The organism is Pseudomonas floridensis (genome assembly GCF_002087235.1).
In the GTDB taxonomy this organism is placed as follows: Bacteria; Pseudomonadota; Gammaproteobacteria; order Pseudomonadales; family Pseudomonadaceae; genus Aquipseudomonas; species Aquipseudomonas floridensis.
In genome coordinates this window covers 87,499-102,740 of the sequence record NZ_MUIO01000021.1, presented here as the reverse complement: position 1 = coordinate 102,740, position 15,242 = coordinate 87,499, and the positions used below count along the sequence as shown (strand labels likewise).

Sequence of the window (15,242 nt, the reverse complement as noted above, 5' to 3'; positions counted from 1 at the left end):
TGCGGGGCTTTTTATTGCTTGATCACTTCATATCGAGTTCATACTGTTTCTTCACCGCGTCGACGTCGAAACCTTCCAATCGCTCCAGGTTGCGATCCAGCGTGTTCAGGCGTTTGGTTCCTTCAGAAAACTGTCCCAAGCCGCTACCGCTTCCCGTTACATCTTCAAGAGAAACAGTCGAAGCAGTGGGTAGCCGGCCTGCGAGATTCAACATGCCAATCCACTCGGACAGATCCACACGCGCCCAGTCCATTTTGCCCAGCTGATCCGGTGTAATCCCCTCGCAAGTCGGGGTTTTCACCTCTCCCCATCCCAACCCTAGCTGTTCACGAGCCGACTCCTGAATGATCCTCGCTACAACTGAGCCAAAGCAGCAATACGACTCGCGCTTTTCAACGCAAGAGCCAAGCACTTCGGAAGCGCAGTAGCTGCCAACAAAATGGCATTGTCGGGTTTCCTTTTTCGCCCCCAGCTCGAATTCTTTCTCTTCGCATTCCCAAATGATATTGATCAGCAGATCTACGATCACGTAGACCATATAAACCCAGCCGATGATATTGACCACCATCGCAGCGTTTGCACCAAGACCAGTTACTGCGCCATCGGCCCCCGTTGCAAACACAGCATCAGCTGCCGCGGTTGCTCCCATATCCACCATGGCGTCATATGCCTGTTGCATGAGCCAGGTTTGCAACTTGCTCAAGGCTGTCTGCTCAAGGGTGCCGCTGAGCGTCTTCTCGAATGCACCTGTCGCAGCATCCACGATTGACCCCCACTGCCCCTTCACGACCGAAGTACCAGCAGCCATCACAGCGTTACTTCCCGCAGCCCAGTATCCGGGCGCAAACAGGCTACCCGTTCTGTTCAGCGCTTCCAGCGAGCTGGTCATCTTGAGCGTGTTCATCGTCAGGTTCACATAGTCGAAGATGGATACGCTTTCTGGCGCTTCACAGCAATCGACGTAGCCTCCGAGTGCTTTCTTGCACTCCATAGCCTCTCCCTTGAACACTTTGCAGTCATTGGCCTGATTGATATCGGTACCATCACCACCGCAGTCCAAATCGTGCTCAGCAAACTGGGCGACCTGAAGCATGGCCACGGCGTAGGCAAAATCGCCGCTCTTCGTGTTCGACGTATCGAAGCACTCGCTACCCATGCAGCGCGCCCCACCAGGACACTCAATCTGCGCTCCTGTGTTCACGATGGTTTCGTAGCTGGTGTCATAACCGCAGTCCCAGACCTCCTCGAAGGCGTAGCAAGATCCAGTTTCCCCTTTTGCGCCATTAATACAGCCTTGGGAGATAAAACCGCAGCTGGGATTTTTCTCGTACTGGGTGCAGGTGTTCAGGTTCCCGCCATCATTTGAAGGGCACCGCTGAACGCCCTTGGCGTCCGTGTAGCAATCCATATTTCCCTTGTAGTAGGAGCACTCGGCGCTTACCTGCGCCTTCAGGCAAAGCGGATCGATACTCGAATGCGGGGATGGCGGCATGTCTGAGCGACAGAGACGAACTCCATTGGTTTCTGTACAGCCACTAGCATCGACTGCCGGCATAGACGTGCACGACATCTGGGCGTTGGTGCAGAATCCATCCTCGATCATGTCGAACATAGGCAGGCGTTCTTCCGGCCCCCAACCGTTATCGACGAATGCCTTTGCCGGGTCATAGATGATTTTGATGCGGGCGTAACCTTCACCACCACCGGTGACCGAGGTACGGGTTTTGAAGGTGATAACATCGTCATTACTTCCAAACTTGTCAGTGATCACCGTGTTTGGAGCTACGTTCCAGCTTGTTCCGCGCTCACACGCTCCAGGTGTCTCTGGAGGAAAAACACCAGGTGAGTGCGTCCACAGCATCTGGTCATTGAACAGGATTTGGAAATAGTCATCGAACACAGCCCTGTCAATCGTGGCTGAGATGATGGCGTCCTTGGCTATTACGCGGAACCGGGTGTATTCCTCGTAGATTTTGCAGTTCCCGCCCCAGTAGTTGTCGCCGACCGTGCCAACCCAGACATACAAACAGCCGCGGCCACAGGACTGAAAGTTAGGCTGCCCGGAAACGTACTCGATTACCCCCACCTTGTAGTCATGACGAAACTCAACATTACCGCCTTGATCCACCACACGCTCGCACGTTTTGTAGTTGGCAACGTGAGCGTTTTTAGTAACGTTCTCGAATACATCGGTGGATTTGCAATCTGAGAAGTTTTGCTTAAACCCATCCATGAAGTCGGGCGAGCGGACCTTATCGGCCTGGTTGAGCATAGGGTCTTTTGACAGATCTACAGACATGCGATTTCCGCTGTCGATAAGCGTTCTGTATGCCTCCCCCTCAGATGAAGATTCCGATTTGAGGCGGGTATTGGCCTGCAACCCGAGATCAATCGTCTTCGAATCGTCGCCGTAGACCTTCTCTAGCGAGACTGTATCGCCGGCGTCAGGAAAAAGGTCCTGGAGAGTTACGGAGGCATTCCCACCGTCAAACACCTGAAGTGCCTGCTGGCCAACCGACTGGCCAGCAGCCGAACCTGCGGTCACCGCGTCGGCCCAAGCAGTGAAGGTCATGCTGTTGAGATATAGGCCTATGACGGTCGCGTTGACCAGGCGCATGAGCGTGGTTTTGAGTGGTTGTCGCATCGATCGCATGTCCAGAAATAGGGATGCTTCGATGCTATGGCAAGGGGCAAACACGATGGCGCGGTTTCAGGCAATAAAACCGCCTGAAAAAGCAAAGCCCCGGCTGGTGGTGACACCGGCCGGGGCTCGCTATGTTTTTGATCATGCCTGAGGCACTACTAAGACCTGGCCATCACTCGGGATCAAGCGATGAATCACCGCCCATGATTTGACGAACCGGGTATCCGGATCAGAGGATGAAACAGTTCTGGCGATCTGCTCGGGGACCTTGAACACCCGACCAGACTCAACCATGAGTTCTTTGAGTTCTTGGCAGAATAGTGCGTTTGCTGCGGTCATGTTCAACTCTCCTGGTGTGGGTGATCCCCAGAGCCCTTCACACGGAAGGGCTCTGGTGGATCACCCACGGAGGGTGACCACGCAGCGGCCTAGCCGAAGCTAGACTTGAATCCGTTCACTGGGCAAACCCCTAAGGGATGGCTCAGTGGGCCTTGATGTTGGTGCCGTGCTTCTTGTCGAGACGATCAGCAACCACATAACCGATAACGCCGGTTAGGGCCAAAACGCTGACCACGCCTACGATTGCGTAAACAAGCATCTGCATCGAGTCCATTTCATTCTCCTTTCGGATTGCTCATCGCTGTAATCAAGGATACCACCAAATCGGCGATCATCATTACCACGCCAAGCACCAGACAGAACGATACGACAAGCGGATGCGTTCCTGGTGTAACGATGGAGACAAAAGCGGCTGCCAACAAGCTACAGCCAACGCCCATAAGTGAAGCCTTAATCCAGTCGAATAGAATTTTTTTGTACATCTTTTTTACTCCTCAAAAAGACGAGGAGCCCCAACGGGATTCCCCGTCAGGGTTTAATTATTTCCAACTCCAAGCCGTTCGGCTGAGTCAGTAGAACAACAATAAAGCCATTTGCCTGCGAATAAATCGCATAGGCACATTTCGATTCTTCTGCCAACGATGTTGCGCTGCGAACAGCGTCAATTGCGTTTACATGAAACATCGGAAAGACCTCTTATGGAGCAATGACCTCCAGTGAACTGAAAGTAGTTTGCCAAGAGCCTTATTGAATCAAAGCGAATGACGCGCCTTGATCATTTCTGCGGTGTGAGACTGCTGAGCAGTTGCAACGCCGGAATCGAAAGCCTTTAAGCCAAGTTGAATGCCACCAACAACAAGAGCGGTAAGGACGATAAGAGTTTTCATGGTGTTCTCCGATAGCAAAGGATGCAGACGGAGAGCCACCCTGGCGGGAAGTAATCTCCCCGCTGCGGGTTTTTATGCACGCAAAAAGACCGATATCCAGTTGCCTGGACGCCGATTATTTGAGTGCTATTTTTAAGCCGGTTTGAAAGCGTGGCTCTGCTTTTTTGTGACTCATCACAGACATGATGAGAACACTGCCTGAACGCATACACGTTTCAGGTCTTGGCGGACATGCTCATGCATGGCGCTAAGTTCTAAGCACAGAGGTCTCTGTGCTGGAAGGGTTCTTGAGAGCTCGACCTGAAGCCCGCTCTATGCCGGCGATGATACCAAACCGACGCCCTTTAACAAGACGCTGAAACAAAAAAAGGGTGACCCGTAGGCCACCCTTTCACACTCATAGCCCACTAGGTGAGAACACCCTGTGGCCGCGTTTATTTCGGAAGCGGTCAACAACCATCTCCATTGGTTCCTCCAGCTTTATCGGCTGGTAAAAACCTTCGCCCTGCGAGTGCTTCAGGAGGATGACTCCCCCTGATGACAGCTCCCATAGGTGAACCTTTGTGCTCCCTTTGGTTACCCAGGCTTTGCGGTTTATCGAGGCCTGACCTTGCAAACGAGCAGCTTCGAGGATCGCGTTCATCAACTTCTCCATACATGCGTGCAGGAAGAAGCCCCGAGGGGGATTTCTCCCCCTTTGGGTGGTTTGATTAAACCGTGAAGTCTCGGCCTTCGAGCTTCAATTTATCCGCTGATACCGGGAACCAATAGCAGTCCCAGTCCAGGTAAATGAAAGCTTCAGGTCGAAACTCAGGATCGATCTCGCGGACGAATCCCAAGATCTTCTTACCCTGGATCTCGACTGCGTACCCATTTGTGACCGTGACGGTATCGCCAAGGATGAAGTCGCATGGAACAGGCGCGACTTTTGCCATCTTTTCTTCAACAAATCGGTGCATTTTTCATCTCCATTGGCATGGAGAAACCCCGCCGGGGTTCCCCCGGTAGGGTTATTTGCAGATTTCGTTGGCCAGCTCTTCAGCGCGAATCAGAGCGTAAGCTCTACGCTCTTGGCTCATGTATGGCCAGCAAGAGCCAACCGCGTCCGAATAGCTGCCGAAGGCGACTATCCAGTCCCAGTAAATGCTCGTGCTATCTACACGTAGCATCTGATCAGCAGCTGGACGAACAATACTGAACACGTTGTACAGTTCGTTACGCTCAACCGCATGCTTCACAACCAGGAGTTCATTTTCCGCCATAGCTTTGCGGCAAACCTTCTCGACGAGAACTCCAGCAGCGCGCTTCAGCAGCCTCTCAACTAACTTGACCCACTGATCGTTGCGAGTAACGAACGTCCTGGCTTCGCCTGCCTGGGCATCCCTATATGCATTCATCTGATTCTCCTTTTCCACGAAACGTAGAAAGGGAGAAAGCCCGTAGGGGGCTTTCCCCCTATCGGGCTTCTATTTACTTAAACAGTTCTTTGGCTGCGATTTTCAATGTAGTAGCGCGAACATCTTCGAAGTCGCACATCATTGCTTCGCAGCAGACTCGGAAGCTGAACGGATGAATTTCGTCCGAAAGCACCCAATCCATTGCTTCGCGCCAATTCTGCTCACTGACCTGAGGGTGAATGATCTGCCTCAGCGTGATTTTCAGCAGGTACTCGCGCATCCACTCAACGTAATCATCTGTGATTTCGTCTCGTGTCCGCAGGGCCTCTAACTCAGCGTCAGACATCTCTAAGATGTCGAGAAATCCAAGTTGAAAGATTCGCGCAGGGCTCACCTTTCTCCGTGGTCTCCGCTCAAATGAGCGGCGCTGAATAATTACTTGCTCCCCGAACAAATCTAGTAGGGGCAATGCAGTCGCAGTATTTTCCATTTCAGACCTCATCAAACCGACAGAGGCCTCCCACTAGGGAAAGCCCCTAGTGGGTTGAATGGTTATTTATCAGGCGGCTAATGCTTCGCGAACAAGCCCAAAGAGCGAGTTCTTGAGATTCGCAACCTCCCCGACAGCACAGTATTGATTGAACAGCAGCTTCAGGATTTGCTCGTTAGCATCTCCGAAACCAAGCCCAATTACATCGATGCCGCTGATCTCACACCGCTGAATAAACTCTTTCGCTGCATGAGTAGTGCCTGCGTTCGGTCCACCATCCGTAATGACGAAAAGAATCTTCTTCTCGCCCTTCGCACGAAGAACTTCAACGGCAGCCGGCCACAGTGCTTGCGCAAGAGGCGTACCGCCCTCCGACATCGCACCAAAGCCACCTTCGCTCACCGCCCTGATCAATCGCTCTTTCGGGCTCTTGATCAGTGCGCAGCGCTCAACACCATCGTTCGTCTTGTTGGGAAACGACATCGCGCCAGTTGTCACTAGCGGAAGTCCCTCCAGCGCGCTTAGAACCGCATAGACTGCGGCTTCGGCCTGATCCATCGCATTTTTCATGCTCCCCGACTTGTCGAGAAGAATCTGGATAGATGCTGACTGACGCTCTGCTCGAGACTTACTTCTAAACACCCGCGTTTCGCCGCCTTTCATCATGGCGATACGGCCAGTGTCGATCCGCTTGCCCTGCCGCTTCAGCCGAACACGGCAGTCAACCTGCGCCTGTAACAGCCCATTAAGGCACTGTCGCAGACCGGCCGATTGCTCGATGCCCAATTGCACACGGCGGACGCTCGCTTGATCGGATCGGTTCCTACCCCTCCCATCCAGGGAGAATGGTCGGATCGGATTGCCGTCGCGCACTGCCTTACGGCCTAGCAACTCACCCGCTTTGTCGCCTACTTCCGAGATCAACCCTTTCAGGTCGGCTTCGGTTGCATCCTTGGCCTGCTCGCGCAGGTTGCTGGCTTCTGGGGAAGGTTTGCCGCTGCCATTGCTGGACTGCGAGATTTCTTGCCCATCGTCGCCGGCATTGCTGCCGCCGCTTGGTTGGGATTGGTCTTGCGGCTCGGAGCCGGACTGGCCTCCATCAGATGTTTCCTGCTTGGATTCGGGTTGCCCCTCCTCTTTGCCATCATCACCTGGACCCGCACTACCGTCTTGCTTCTGCTCCTGCTCCTGGTCGCCTCCACCCGACTCTTGCGAGTCCTGGGGAGCATCCTCCGAGCCTTGCTCGGGCTGCGGTTGCGCATCTTCCTGCTCATCCTCTTGCGAAGGCAGCAGGTCGATAATCGCGTCCACCAGAGCGAGAACATCTGTTGTGCTAGCGCACGTCAGGGTGTTCTTTACCAGGGTCAGGATCTGATCCGTAAGGTCAGCCCCAAGAAGCGTCTCCATACGGGCCAGGTAGGCTTTTGCTGGAACCTCAAGCTGCGGTTCCTGAAGTAGCCAGTAACCACCGTAGAGAATTCCGTTATGAATCACATGAAGCGCCGGGCAGTCATCCACCTGCTCAGGCCGGAACGGCTCAAGCAGAACCTTGCGGTTCAGGTAGCGTATGTCCGACTCAGTACCTGGGTACTGATCCATGCTCAATCGTTCAATGCGGATGTCCTCAAGAATATTCAGAAGATTCTTGCGGAAGGGTGTCGGGCTTGAGTCGCGAAAGCAGCCCATGTCTGTGTTGCGGACATGGGAGCATTCATGTGCGATGTACCCGAAGGACAGCGGCAGATCGTCCTCGGTGAAGGGGACAAATACGTTTTTTCCATCTGTCTTAGCCTGGATACCCTCAACATGCACTTTGACGCCAGTTAGCTCGGCAAGGTGCTGTGCGTAGATCGGCAGAGTGCCGACCAGGGATTGATTGCTCATCGTTTATCTCCTTTCTCGCCACCGCGAAAAGGAGTAACCCCGCGAGGAGGGTTACTCCCACGCGGGGTTTGTTTGTGATGTCAGAACCAGAAGGTGCCGAAGGGCATATCGGGTTCGGACGGATTGATTACGAGGGGTTCTTCAGACTGCTCCACTGGAACGGATTCAGCTGGTTCAACAACCTCGGGTGTTGCTGGTACTTCGTTGATGCTGTCGTGACAACTCGAAGTAGCCACGCTTGCGCTCAGCTCTTCCTCGACCATCGTTACGGCATCCGCGGGTACTTCAGCAGCAGGTACAGCAACAGCAGCGACTGTCTCGGCCGTAGCCTCGATCTCAACTGCTGGAGCCTCTGTTTCAACACTGGCCTGGGCCTCTGTTTCGACTGAAGGCAATGCTGGAACGAAGGCCATCGATGCATCTTCATGACCGTTGGCAATGTTCAGGTTTTTGATCAGCCGCTTGATCGAGTCCTCATCAGAGAGAGCCGACACAAGGGCTACAACGCTGTTGTACTGAGAGCCATTAACCACCCCGGACTTGGGGAGAGCCGCAAGGACTTCCTCAATGTGTTCGGTTAGGGCTTTGACCTCACTGGACAGGAACATCAGGCCGCGCAGCTTGGCGTTGATTTTCCGAACAGTGTTCAGCGTCGTTTGTGTGACATGGCCACGAGTAGCCAAGCCCGTTTCAAGCAAGCGCTCGGCTGTATCTGCCGTTTCAGCGTACAGCTGATCTGACAAACCACGGACCTGCGTACCCAGCGTGTTAGAGAGGTGCTTGTCGCCATCAGGGGAAACACGGCATGCCGCGTACCCAAAATGCATACCTGCATCTACCTGCGCCTTCGGTGTCACGGAGGTGCGGATAGCATCACGCCATTCTTGCTTCTCCCAGCCCTTGTCGATCCACTCTGTGATCCAGCGTTCGTAGTTGGGGAGAAAGTTGTGTTTCAAGTCGTAGAATTGCGATTTGAGTGCTTCCAGTCGGTCAACAACCTCTTGGATCTTGTCCTGAGAAACTGCATAACCACCCAGGAACCGCACACCACACTCTTCCACCACCTTTGTAGCCTGACGCTTGATCTTCTCAAACGGTTTCAGCTTCTCCGGGTCGATTACACGCATCGATCCGAGCGAAGCCAAAATTGCGGGAGGAATCTTCCCCTCCAACATTTCAGGTTTAAGCTTTTTCCGAGCAGTCCACAGGTGGATACCAGAAAGATCGACCAACAACAGTTGGTCTAGGATTTTGATCTCATTCTGTTGAATGGACATTTCACGATTCTCCTTTCTCACATGCATGAAAAAGGGGGAATCGCGCCCGTGGGGGGAGATTCCCCCTTAGGGTTTTTTACGCGGCAACTTTCCAATCGCCACCAAAGACACTTTGGGCGATCTTACGAATTGCAGTCTTCTGAACTAAATCGCAGCGATTGAGCAGCGATTCATCCAGTGAAAGTTGAAGAGGATTAGCTGCGCCCTGGTGAGTGTATCCACAAGAGATACGTCCCCAACGAAGCAATGTCCGAGTGGACATCGTGACGCTTAGGTAATTACCACCTAACCCTTGATGTTGATTACGAATGGAGTTCGCAACCTTCACCATATTTTTCGCCATGTCTTCGGGAAGCATTGGCAAAGCAGATATCAAAGTTGCTACTTCGTTATCAGCCTCAAGGTACGGAACCTCAAACACTCGGAAGCGATCCAGTGATGCCAGGTTCTGCTGCATGGTTCCAGCATGTACTCCCGATGCATCACCCTGTCCCGCCGTATTGCCGCAAGCGACAAACCGGAAGTTGGCATGAGGCTTCACAACCTCACCATTGTTTTCCGCAATCACCAAGGGTCTCCCCTCCATGACAGCGTGCAGACCTACAGTTACCGCCGGATCAAGCGTGTCGTACTCATCGAGCACGAACACAAACCCATTACGCATTGCTTGGGTCAGCGGCCCATCCACAAATTTCGTGTTCAGGTCACCGCTCACCGGATCAGTGACAGGCAGGTTGTAACCAGTAAGCTCTGGCATTTCCATCCGACTATGTGCCGAAACGGTGATGCAGGGCCAATTAAGATGGGCAGTGACTTGCTCTACGAGCGAAGACTTACCCGAACCAGTCGGGCCGAGGAGCATGCAGCTATCCCCAAACGGAGCGTAGAGCCAGCTCATGAACGGCTTGACCAGCATCTCGCGAAAGAAATACTTCTTCTTTGGCGCGACGTGATGCATCCACTGGTGTCCTTCTGCAAAACCAGGCGCTTTCGCGTTGGTATTGAAGCCGAACTCTTTCATCTCAACTTGTGCATTGAATTGCATTTTAAATTCTCCGTTCTCGAAAGCAGTTGCCCAAGAAAAGGAGAATCCCCATAGGGGAAGACTCCCCCAGTGGGCGGTTTATTTTGTGCAGGTTTTACGCAGCAACTACCAGATCGATTACAGACAAGCTGTCTTCACTGGTTTTTTTGGTGAAGCTTACGACTGGTGTAAGTCCGAGATAAACCAACTCGGCACACAGCGAGTGCATCATCCATGGCGGGCAACTGACCAGAACTGTAGTTGCGCCTGACTTCGTTGCTTCAGCAAGGGCAATCTCGCCAAGACGCTCAACGCGCTTAGCAACACTTTCCTTGGTCGGCAACACCGGGAAGAAAAGAAGATTACGAATCTCCTGAAACTCCTTCCAGCTCGTAAGATCACGAACCCCGAAGGCTTCGAGTTCACGGGTGGTTTTAAACTTGGTCAGATTAACGACTTCGTTGGCATTGCTCATATTCTCAACTCCAGTTTCAGAGCGGAGAAAGCCCATACGGGTTTCCCCGCATGGGTAGGTTTTTAAGCTGATTAGAGTCGCAGCTAACGACCCGTGCAAGGCACGGACAAACATCAACGCTCATGCGTGGATGGTTGATTCTGGGGGGCAGCATAGGTCAAACGGACTTATGCTTACTTGAACAGCCCCGATCGGGGCTGTGAGGGTTCTTGAGCTGCAATAGCGCGCAGCTTACGCACCTTTCGGTAGGACCATGATGCCTATTTACAGGGGACCCTGCAACCCTCTGGGATCACGCAAATTTGCGTTCAGATATCTGCCGTCCCTCAGCAAAGCGGACAGCGAAAACGCAGCCTGGAAGACATCGGCTCTTACCTACACGGGATTCGTAGGATAGATAAAAATGAGTACAAACACGCCTAGGGCTAAAGAGAGACCGACAGCAGCCCCCCAAATCCGCAGCTCTCCTCTCACAACGAGCACCGCAACAAACACGCAATAGACCAGCAAAGCTACGATAGTTAATTTGTCGTTCACAGTTTTTTCCTACGTTTGGCCGTGGGGCATCGATCCCACGGTTTTCGAAGTGGAACACCACCGGTTTTCCGTGACTACTCAGTGTCTTTTAGAAAGACGTGGGTTTGAGCCTGACCGACGATGTTTTCAGCGCTATCAGCACCTTCAAACAGCGCGCCAAAGCGGCCCTGGTTGCTCGCCTTTAACAGCGCCGTGCGAAACGGTGCCAACGCTTCATACCTGACCAGCGCCGCGTCCAACTCGCCAAGGCCAGATTTTGCTGGCTGGTTTTTCAGCACCTGGTCGAGCTGCTGAGTCTGCGATTCATCAAGGTAAATGCTTGTTGCTTCTTGCAGCAAGCTCGACATGAATTTGCTTGCAGCGGGGGACGGCACTTCGAGACACTCCATATCGGTCAAGGTCTGGGTAACAGTGACAAGCCGTGTGCCGTATTTCGGCGCGACGTTTGGAAGGTTGTTCATTGTCATTTTCTCTGCTCGATCCTGGGCACGATTACCATGCCTCTCTACTGCCTCGGCCCCACGTTTTGACGGCGGGGCTTGGGCGTACCTGGGCGGCAGATCCGCCGCGTTTTCTCAGTCGTCCAGGCCAGTGACGCCATCACCCTTCCAGAGGCGATTAGCAACCCGGCGAATCAGATCGAGGTCAGCCTGTTTGGTCGACGGACTGAACAGATTGTCGACGAATTCGTCTTGAGCAATTTCCCGACAGAAGTCCGGGCGGGAGTAGCCAGACCCGAGCAGGTTGGAGAATTTCTCTTCACCCAGCAGGCGCTGGGCTGCTTCATCGAACTGTACTTTCGTTGCCATGGTCGTTTTCCTAGCGCCCGAAAGACGCGGCATCGGATGCCGCTTCAACCGGAAAAAGGTAATAGTTCCGGCTCGACTGGGTGAGCCATTTAAGAGCCGCCCCGTTTTTTCGGGCCTGCGCCTCCGTGAAACTGGCCTGCCTGTCGAGGGGAACGACCATAGTCACGTTCGTTGTCCCACTCGGGCAAACCTTGCGGTTGATGACCACCAACCTTGTGTCATTTACAGAGCCAGCTAAAACGCACCCACCCGGCATTTCGAAGGCCAATTGATCACCTTTGGCGGGATCAAGATTGTCAGTCAGCAACTTCACTCGGACAGGTTCAACCGGCACGGACGCGGCGCAGCCTGACAACGCAAATGCGAGAGCCAAAACTAGCGGTACGTGTTTCATGGGAGCTTTCATCGCTTTCCCTGCTCGATACTGGGCGCGGGAATCGCGCCTCTCTCTACGACCTCGGCCCCGGATTTTGAGGGCCGGGGCTTGGTGTGTACCTGGTCGTACCTATTCCAATGCGCTGCGACCGGTACGGTCAGCCAGTTCGTTACGGATAGCCTGTAACTCAGCAATACGCTCTTCCAAGGCTTCCAGGGAGGCATGCGGCGAGTTCGTTGCCAGCTTGCGGAACAGGGAGCTGGCTTTGGCGGAACTGTTCAAAGCACGCTGCACAAGGTCATTGGTTTCGTGATTCATGGCGCTTTCGTTCAACTCTCGACCTCTTGCACTGCGGCCAGAATGGCGGCGGAAATAGCCTCCATGTTTTCTTCGATGTGCTCGTAGACATGACTCCGAACGTCGGTGTCCTCAAAACCCCATGCAATCCCTTGACCGATGACATGAGCCGGCAGATGCAACAGCAACGCTTTTACCTGTGCAGGTGTCGGCTCTTCGGCCAGCTCGGTAACAACCAAAATGTCGTGCAATTGCTGCAAGCTGGAAGACTCCAGCGGAGTGTTCGCCCAATAGGCTTCACAAACGGCAGCCAAACATTTTGCTTCCTGAGCCTCGACCAACGATTCACGCTCGCGAGCTGCTTCGATCTGTTCTGGACTAGGTTGCATTTGCTTCTCCAGCTCTTCGTAAGAAATTCCGCGTCTGCGTGCCTCTGCCATCAGCAAAGCGCTTTTGGCATTGCCACTACCACCAACGATCATCGTGTGGCCGACACCATCTAGTGTGGTGAACACGGCTACATTCGATGAATTTTTGAAGTCCATAATTTTTCCTCGATCAGTTCTCGCCTTCAGAGTAGTGAGCCATGAGGTGCAGGAAGTAAGCTTGACCTCCAGGTTTAGTACCAGGCACAACGGTCTCGATTTCCCATCCCGCATCGCGGAATTCCGTCACTTCTCCCTGGCTCAACCCTTGAACCTTGAATTTGGTCCTTGCTCGGGTGACTTTTCCCAAATGGGAAGCATTGTTGAAAGATTTACGCCTATGCACAACCACACAACACTTAAGAAAAGTGTGTTGTAACCTGCGCCAGGGATAAGGAAATACATCAAAGCAGCCAGCAGGGCTACCGCACGTAGAATGATTAGAGACTTCCGTTTAATTTGCATGCAATCCGATCCTTTCTTGGTTCTCGCGAACGCAGTACCGCGTCCGGCTCTGTTGAAGACCCACTACACTTCGGCACGTCACTCCAAGGCTCGCTGCATGTAATCAATGGCCTTTTCTAGCGCTACAATGCCCCAGTCATTCTACTTACTTCAAACGCCTGTGCAGCGGATCGGCACCGATGAAAACTTCCTCGGGAGCCTCGGGCCATTCGCGGTGAATCACATCGAAATCACCCTGGTTCCAGAGTCGCAAAAACTGCATGCCTTCGTCGTTGTTTAGGGCGAACTGAATCGCGGCTACAGCGGCGTCCGAATTCAACTCATCGGCATCGACAAGCATATAGGGCTTACCCAGTAACGAGAGGACATTAGCTACTGCCTCAGTAGGAGTGCCGCCAAAAGCGTTCACAGCGTCCTCTTGGCCCAGATCGAACACGAACGCATAGAAATCCGCGCCTTGCCCTGGCTGCTCTCCTGTAGGGCTTACGGAGATGCGCTCAACTGTGAGCACTCGATGCAACTCAAGTGGCAGGACGTAAGCATTATGCTGTGCGTTCATCTGGTTATCAACAACATAGTTTGACACAACCCCTCCCGTAAACCGGGGTCTGTAGGATGATTCGGGATGAAGATACATCAACATAGATTGACACAGATGGGCTGAGCTTCAAATATAGGGCCCGGCTGCTCACAACATAGTTTGACACGAACAGTTAGAGGCAGCAGTCATGAAGACGGAGCGCATAAGATGCGATCTTCAGCACAAGCTCAATGCGATGTCTATATCTGTGCGCAACCTACGTCCGGTTCCCATAAGCACATAAACCGTATTTTTCGTCTCAAATAAGCAAGCGTGGGTGAACGAAACCCCGAGCGTTGTTCTGACCCAATCACCACGCGGGAAGCGGCCTTTGCTATCTTGGATAACGGTCAAAGCGTAAACCAGAGCAGGGATTAACCCTCTATCGGCGATGGCTTTTCTCTGACGTGCTGTAACTTCCATATCCAATATTGCCCAATCAGCAACAAGACAATATGCACGTGAAGGAAAATGCAGATGGGCGAGTGCCACAGCATCTGAGGGCGCGAGTTGGCACCCGCCTATTTCCTCACCCGCGGAAAGAAGTGAAATAAACCCAGCCAAATTCATTCGTTCCTCCAGTCGATCAAAACACCGACTCGAATGAGAATCATCCATCAGCATAGCTTCCAGTGGGTCGCTTGGTTCCAATGCCGACGAATAGCAGCAACGTCACCTCACAGTCTGCACGTTTACAATCCCTCCACCTCACTGAACGGGATGATTTCTATTGGCGGAGTCACAGCACAAAGCGGTTTACGCCAATAACCCACGCTATGCCACTGGCCGTGCTTGAACCCAACCTCAGGGTATGTGCCAATGTGGGTGAAGCCGAGCGCTTCATGGATGCCTATGCTTCCCGCGTTGGGTAAGGCAATGCCGGCATAGGCGGCATGAAACCCCTGTTTCTCTAGAAGTGGTAAAAGCTGCTGATAAAGCGCACGACCTACCCCGTTTCGGTGCACAACCGGGTCGACATACACGGTGACATCCACCGACCAACGATAGGCTTCCCTCGCTCGATGCTGGCTTGCATAAGCGTATCCAACGACCTTGCCTTCCACCTCGGCTACCAGATAGGGATGCGTCGGCAGTGTTGCGGCTATTCGTGCGGCCATCTCATCAACAGTCGGTGGTATCAGCTCGAACGAGATGACCGTGTCCAAAACCACTGGCGCGTAGATAGCCTGGATGGCAGAGGCATCAGCGGGTGTGGCAACCCTCACGTTGTAATTCATTTCTTTCCTTGCTGCCCCTGTGAAGAATTGTGTTTGAAGGGCTGACCCATGCAAGGCTCAGCCCTTCAGAATGTCGCGATAAAACCGTGTACTTTCCC

General features: G+C 53.1%; 21 protein-coding genes. All 21 read right to left on the bottom strand.

Features of this window, described 5'->3' with window-relative positions; translation table 11 throughout:
- Nucleotides 1–22: 22 nt before the first annotated feature.
- Nucleotides 23–2,644: a conjugal transfer mating pair stabilization protein TraN gene (gene traN / locus BZK31_RS07740; protein WP_083182154.1), complete on the bottom strand. Its 2,622-nt coding sequence runs from the start codon at nt 2,642–2,644 to the stop codon at nt 23–25.
- 141 nt (nt 2,645–2,785) lie between these two features.
- Nucleotides 2,786–2,983: a hypothetical protein gene (locus BZK31_RS07735; RefSeq protein WP_011077967.1), complete on the bottom strand. Its 198-nt coding sequence runs from the start codon at nt 2,981–2,983 to the stop codon at nt 2,786–2,788.
- 142 nt (nt 2,984–3,125) lie between these two features.
- Entirely contained in the window at nt 3,126–3,257 is a 132-nt protein-coding gene (locus BZK31_RS30285; protein ID WP_011077966.1) for a hypothetical protein, read from the bottom strand.
- A 1-nt stretch (nt 3,258) separates the two neighbouring features.
- Nucleotides 3,259–3,465 (bottom strand): hypothetical protein, encoded by a 207-nt coding sequence (locus tag BZK31_RS07730; RefSeq protein WP_011077965.1) that lies wholly within the window; start codon nt 3,463–3,465, stop codon nt 3,259–3,261.
- 270 nt (nt 3,466–3,735) lie between these two features.
- Entirely contained in the window at nt 3,736–3,870 is a 135-nt protein-coding gene (locus BZK31_RS30280; RefSeq protein ID WP_256203872.1) for a hypothetical protein, read from the bottom strand.
- Between the two features lie 397 nt (nt 3,871–4,267).
- A complete protein-coding gene (locus BZK31_RS07725) occupies nt 4,268–4,513 on the bottom strand; it encodes a hypothetical protein (protein WP_083182153.1) in 246 nt (81 codons plus the stop codon).
- 67 nt (nt 4,514–4,580) lie between these two features.
- Nucleotides 4,581–4,829 carry a hypothetical protein gene (locus tag BZK31_RS07720; RefSeq protein ID WP_083182152.1) on the bottom strand — a complete coding sequence of 83 codons (249 nt, stop codon included), beginning with the start codon at nt 4,827–4,829 and terminating at the stop codon, nt 4,581–4,583.
- A 51-nt stretch (nt 4,830–4,880) separates the two neighbouring features.
- Entirely contained in the window at nt 4,881–5,267 is a 387-nt protein-coding gene (locus BZK31_RS07715; protein ID WP_083182151.1) for a hypothetical protein, read from the bottom strand.
- A 73-nt stretch (nt 5,268–5,340) separates the two neighbouring features.
- Nucleotides 5,341–5,757, bottom strand: a complete 417-nt coding sequence (locus BZK31_RS07710) for a hypothetical protein (RefSeq protein ID WP_083182150.1) — start codon at nt 5,755–5,757, stop codon at nt 5,341–5,343.
- A 69-nt stretch (nt 5,758–5,826) separates the two neighbouring features.
- A complete protein-coding gene (locus BZK31_RS07705) occupies nt 5,827–7,641 on the bottom strand; it encodes a VWA domain-containing protein (protein WP_083182149.1) in 1,815 nt (604 codons plus the stop codon).
- 80 nt (nt 7,642–7,721) lie between these two features.
- Nucleotides 7,722–8,918, bottom strand: coding sequence for a DUF3150 domain-containing protein (locus tag BZK31_RS07700; RefSeq protein WP_083182148.1), 1,197 nt, complete (start codon nt 8,916–8,918; stop codon nt 7,722–7,724).
- A 76-nt stretch (nt 8,919–8,994) separates the two neighbouring features.
- Complete coding sequence (locus BZK31_RS07695) at nt 8,995–9,963, bottom strand: AAA family ATPase (protein WP_083182147.1); 969 nt, start codon at nt 9,961–9,963, stop codon at nt 8,995–8,997.
- A gap of 94 nt (nt 9,964–10,057) precedes the next feature.
- Nucleotides 10,058–10,417 carry a hypothetical protein gene (locus BZK31_RS07690; protein ID WP_083182243.1) on the bottom strand — a complete coding sequence of 120 codons (360 nt, stop codon included), beginning with the start codon at nt 10,415–10,417 and terminating at the stop codon, nt 10,058–10,060.
- Between the two features lie 611 nt (nt 10,418–11,028).
- Nucleotides 11,029–11,415: a hypothetical protein gene (locus tag BZK31_RS07685; RefSeq protein ID WP_157900714.1), complete on the bottom strand. Its 387-nt coding sequence runs from the start codon at nt 11,413–11,415 to the stop codon at nt 11,029–11,031.
- 114 nt (nt 11,416–11,529) lie between these two features.
- Nucleotides 11,530–11,763: a hypothetical protein gene (locus BZK31_RS07680; protein WP_083182145.1), complete on the bottom strand. Its 234-nt coding sequence runs from the start codon at nt 11,761–11,763 to the stop codon at nt 11,530–11,532.
- 10 nt (nt 11,764–11,773) lie between these two features.
- Entirely contained in the window at nt 11,774–12,157 is a 384-nt protein-coding gene (locus BZK31_RS07675; protein WP_157900713.1) for a hypothetical protein, read from the bottom strand.
- 111 nt (nt 12,158–12,268) lie between these two features.
- A complete protein-coding gene (locus BZK31_RS07670; protein WP_157900712.1) occupies nt 12,269–12,457 on the bottom strand; it encodes a hypothetical protein in 189 nt (62 codons plus the stop codon).
- Between the two features lie 11 nt (nt 12,458–12,468).
- Entirely contained in the window at nt 12,469–12,981 is a 513-nt protein-coding gene (locus BZK31_RS07665; RefSeq protein WP_083182142.1) for a hypothetical protein, read from the bottom strand.
- 490 nt (nt 12,982–13,471) lie between these two features.
- A complete protein-coding gene (locus tag BZK31_RS07660) occupies nt 13,472–13,912 on the bottom strand; it encodes a hypothetical protein (RefSeq protein ID WP_157900711.1) in 441 nt (146 codons plus the stop codon).
- Nucleotides 13,913–14,083: 171 nt separating this feature from the next.
- Nucleotides 14,084–14,524 (bottom strand): DUF6957 family protein, encoded by a 441-nt coding sequence (locus BZK31_RS07655; protein ID WP_144439846.1) that lies wholly within the window; start codon nt 14,522–14,524, stop codon nt 14,084–14,086.
- Between the two features lie 74 nt (nt 14,525–14,598).
- Nucleotides 14,599–15,144 (bottom strand): arsinothricin resistance N-acetyltransferase ArsN1 family B, encoded by a 546-nt coding sequence (locus BZK31_RS07650; RefSeq protein ID WP_054068375.1) that lies wholly within the window; start codon nt 15,142–15,144, stop codon nt 14,599–14,601.
- Nucleotides 15,145–15,242 lie beyond the last annotated feature (98 nt).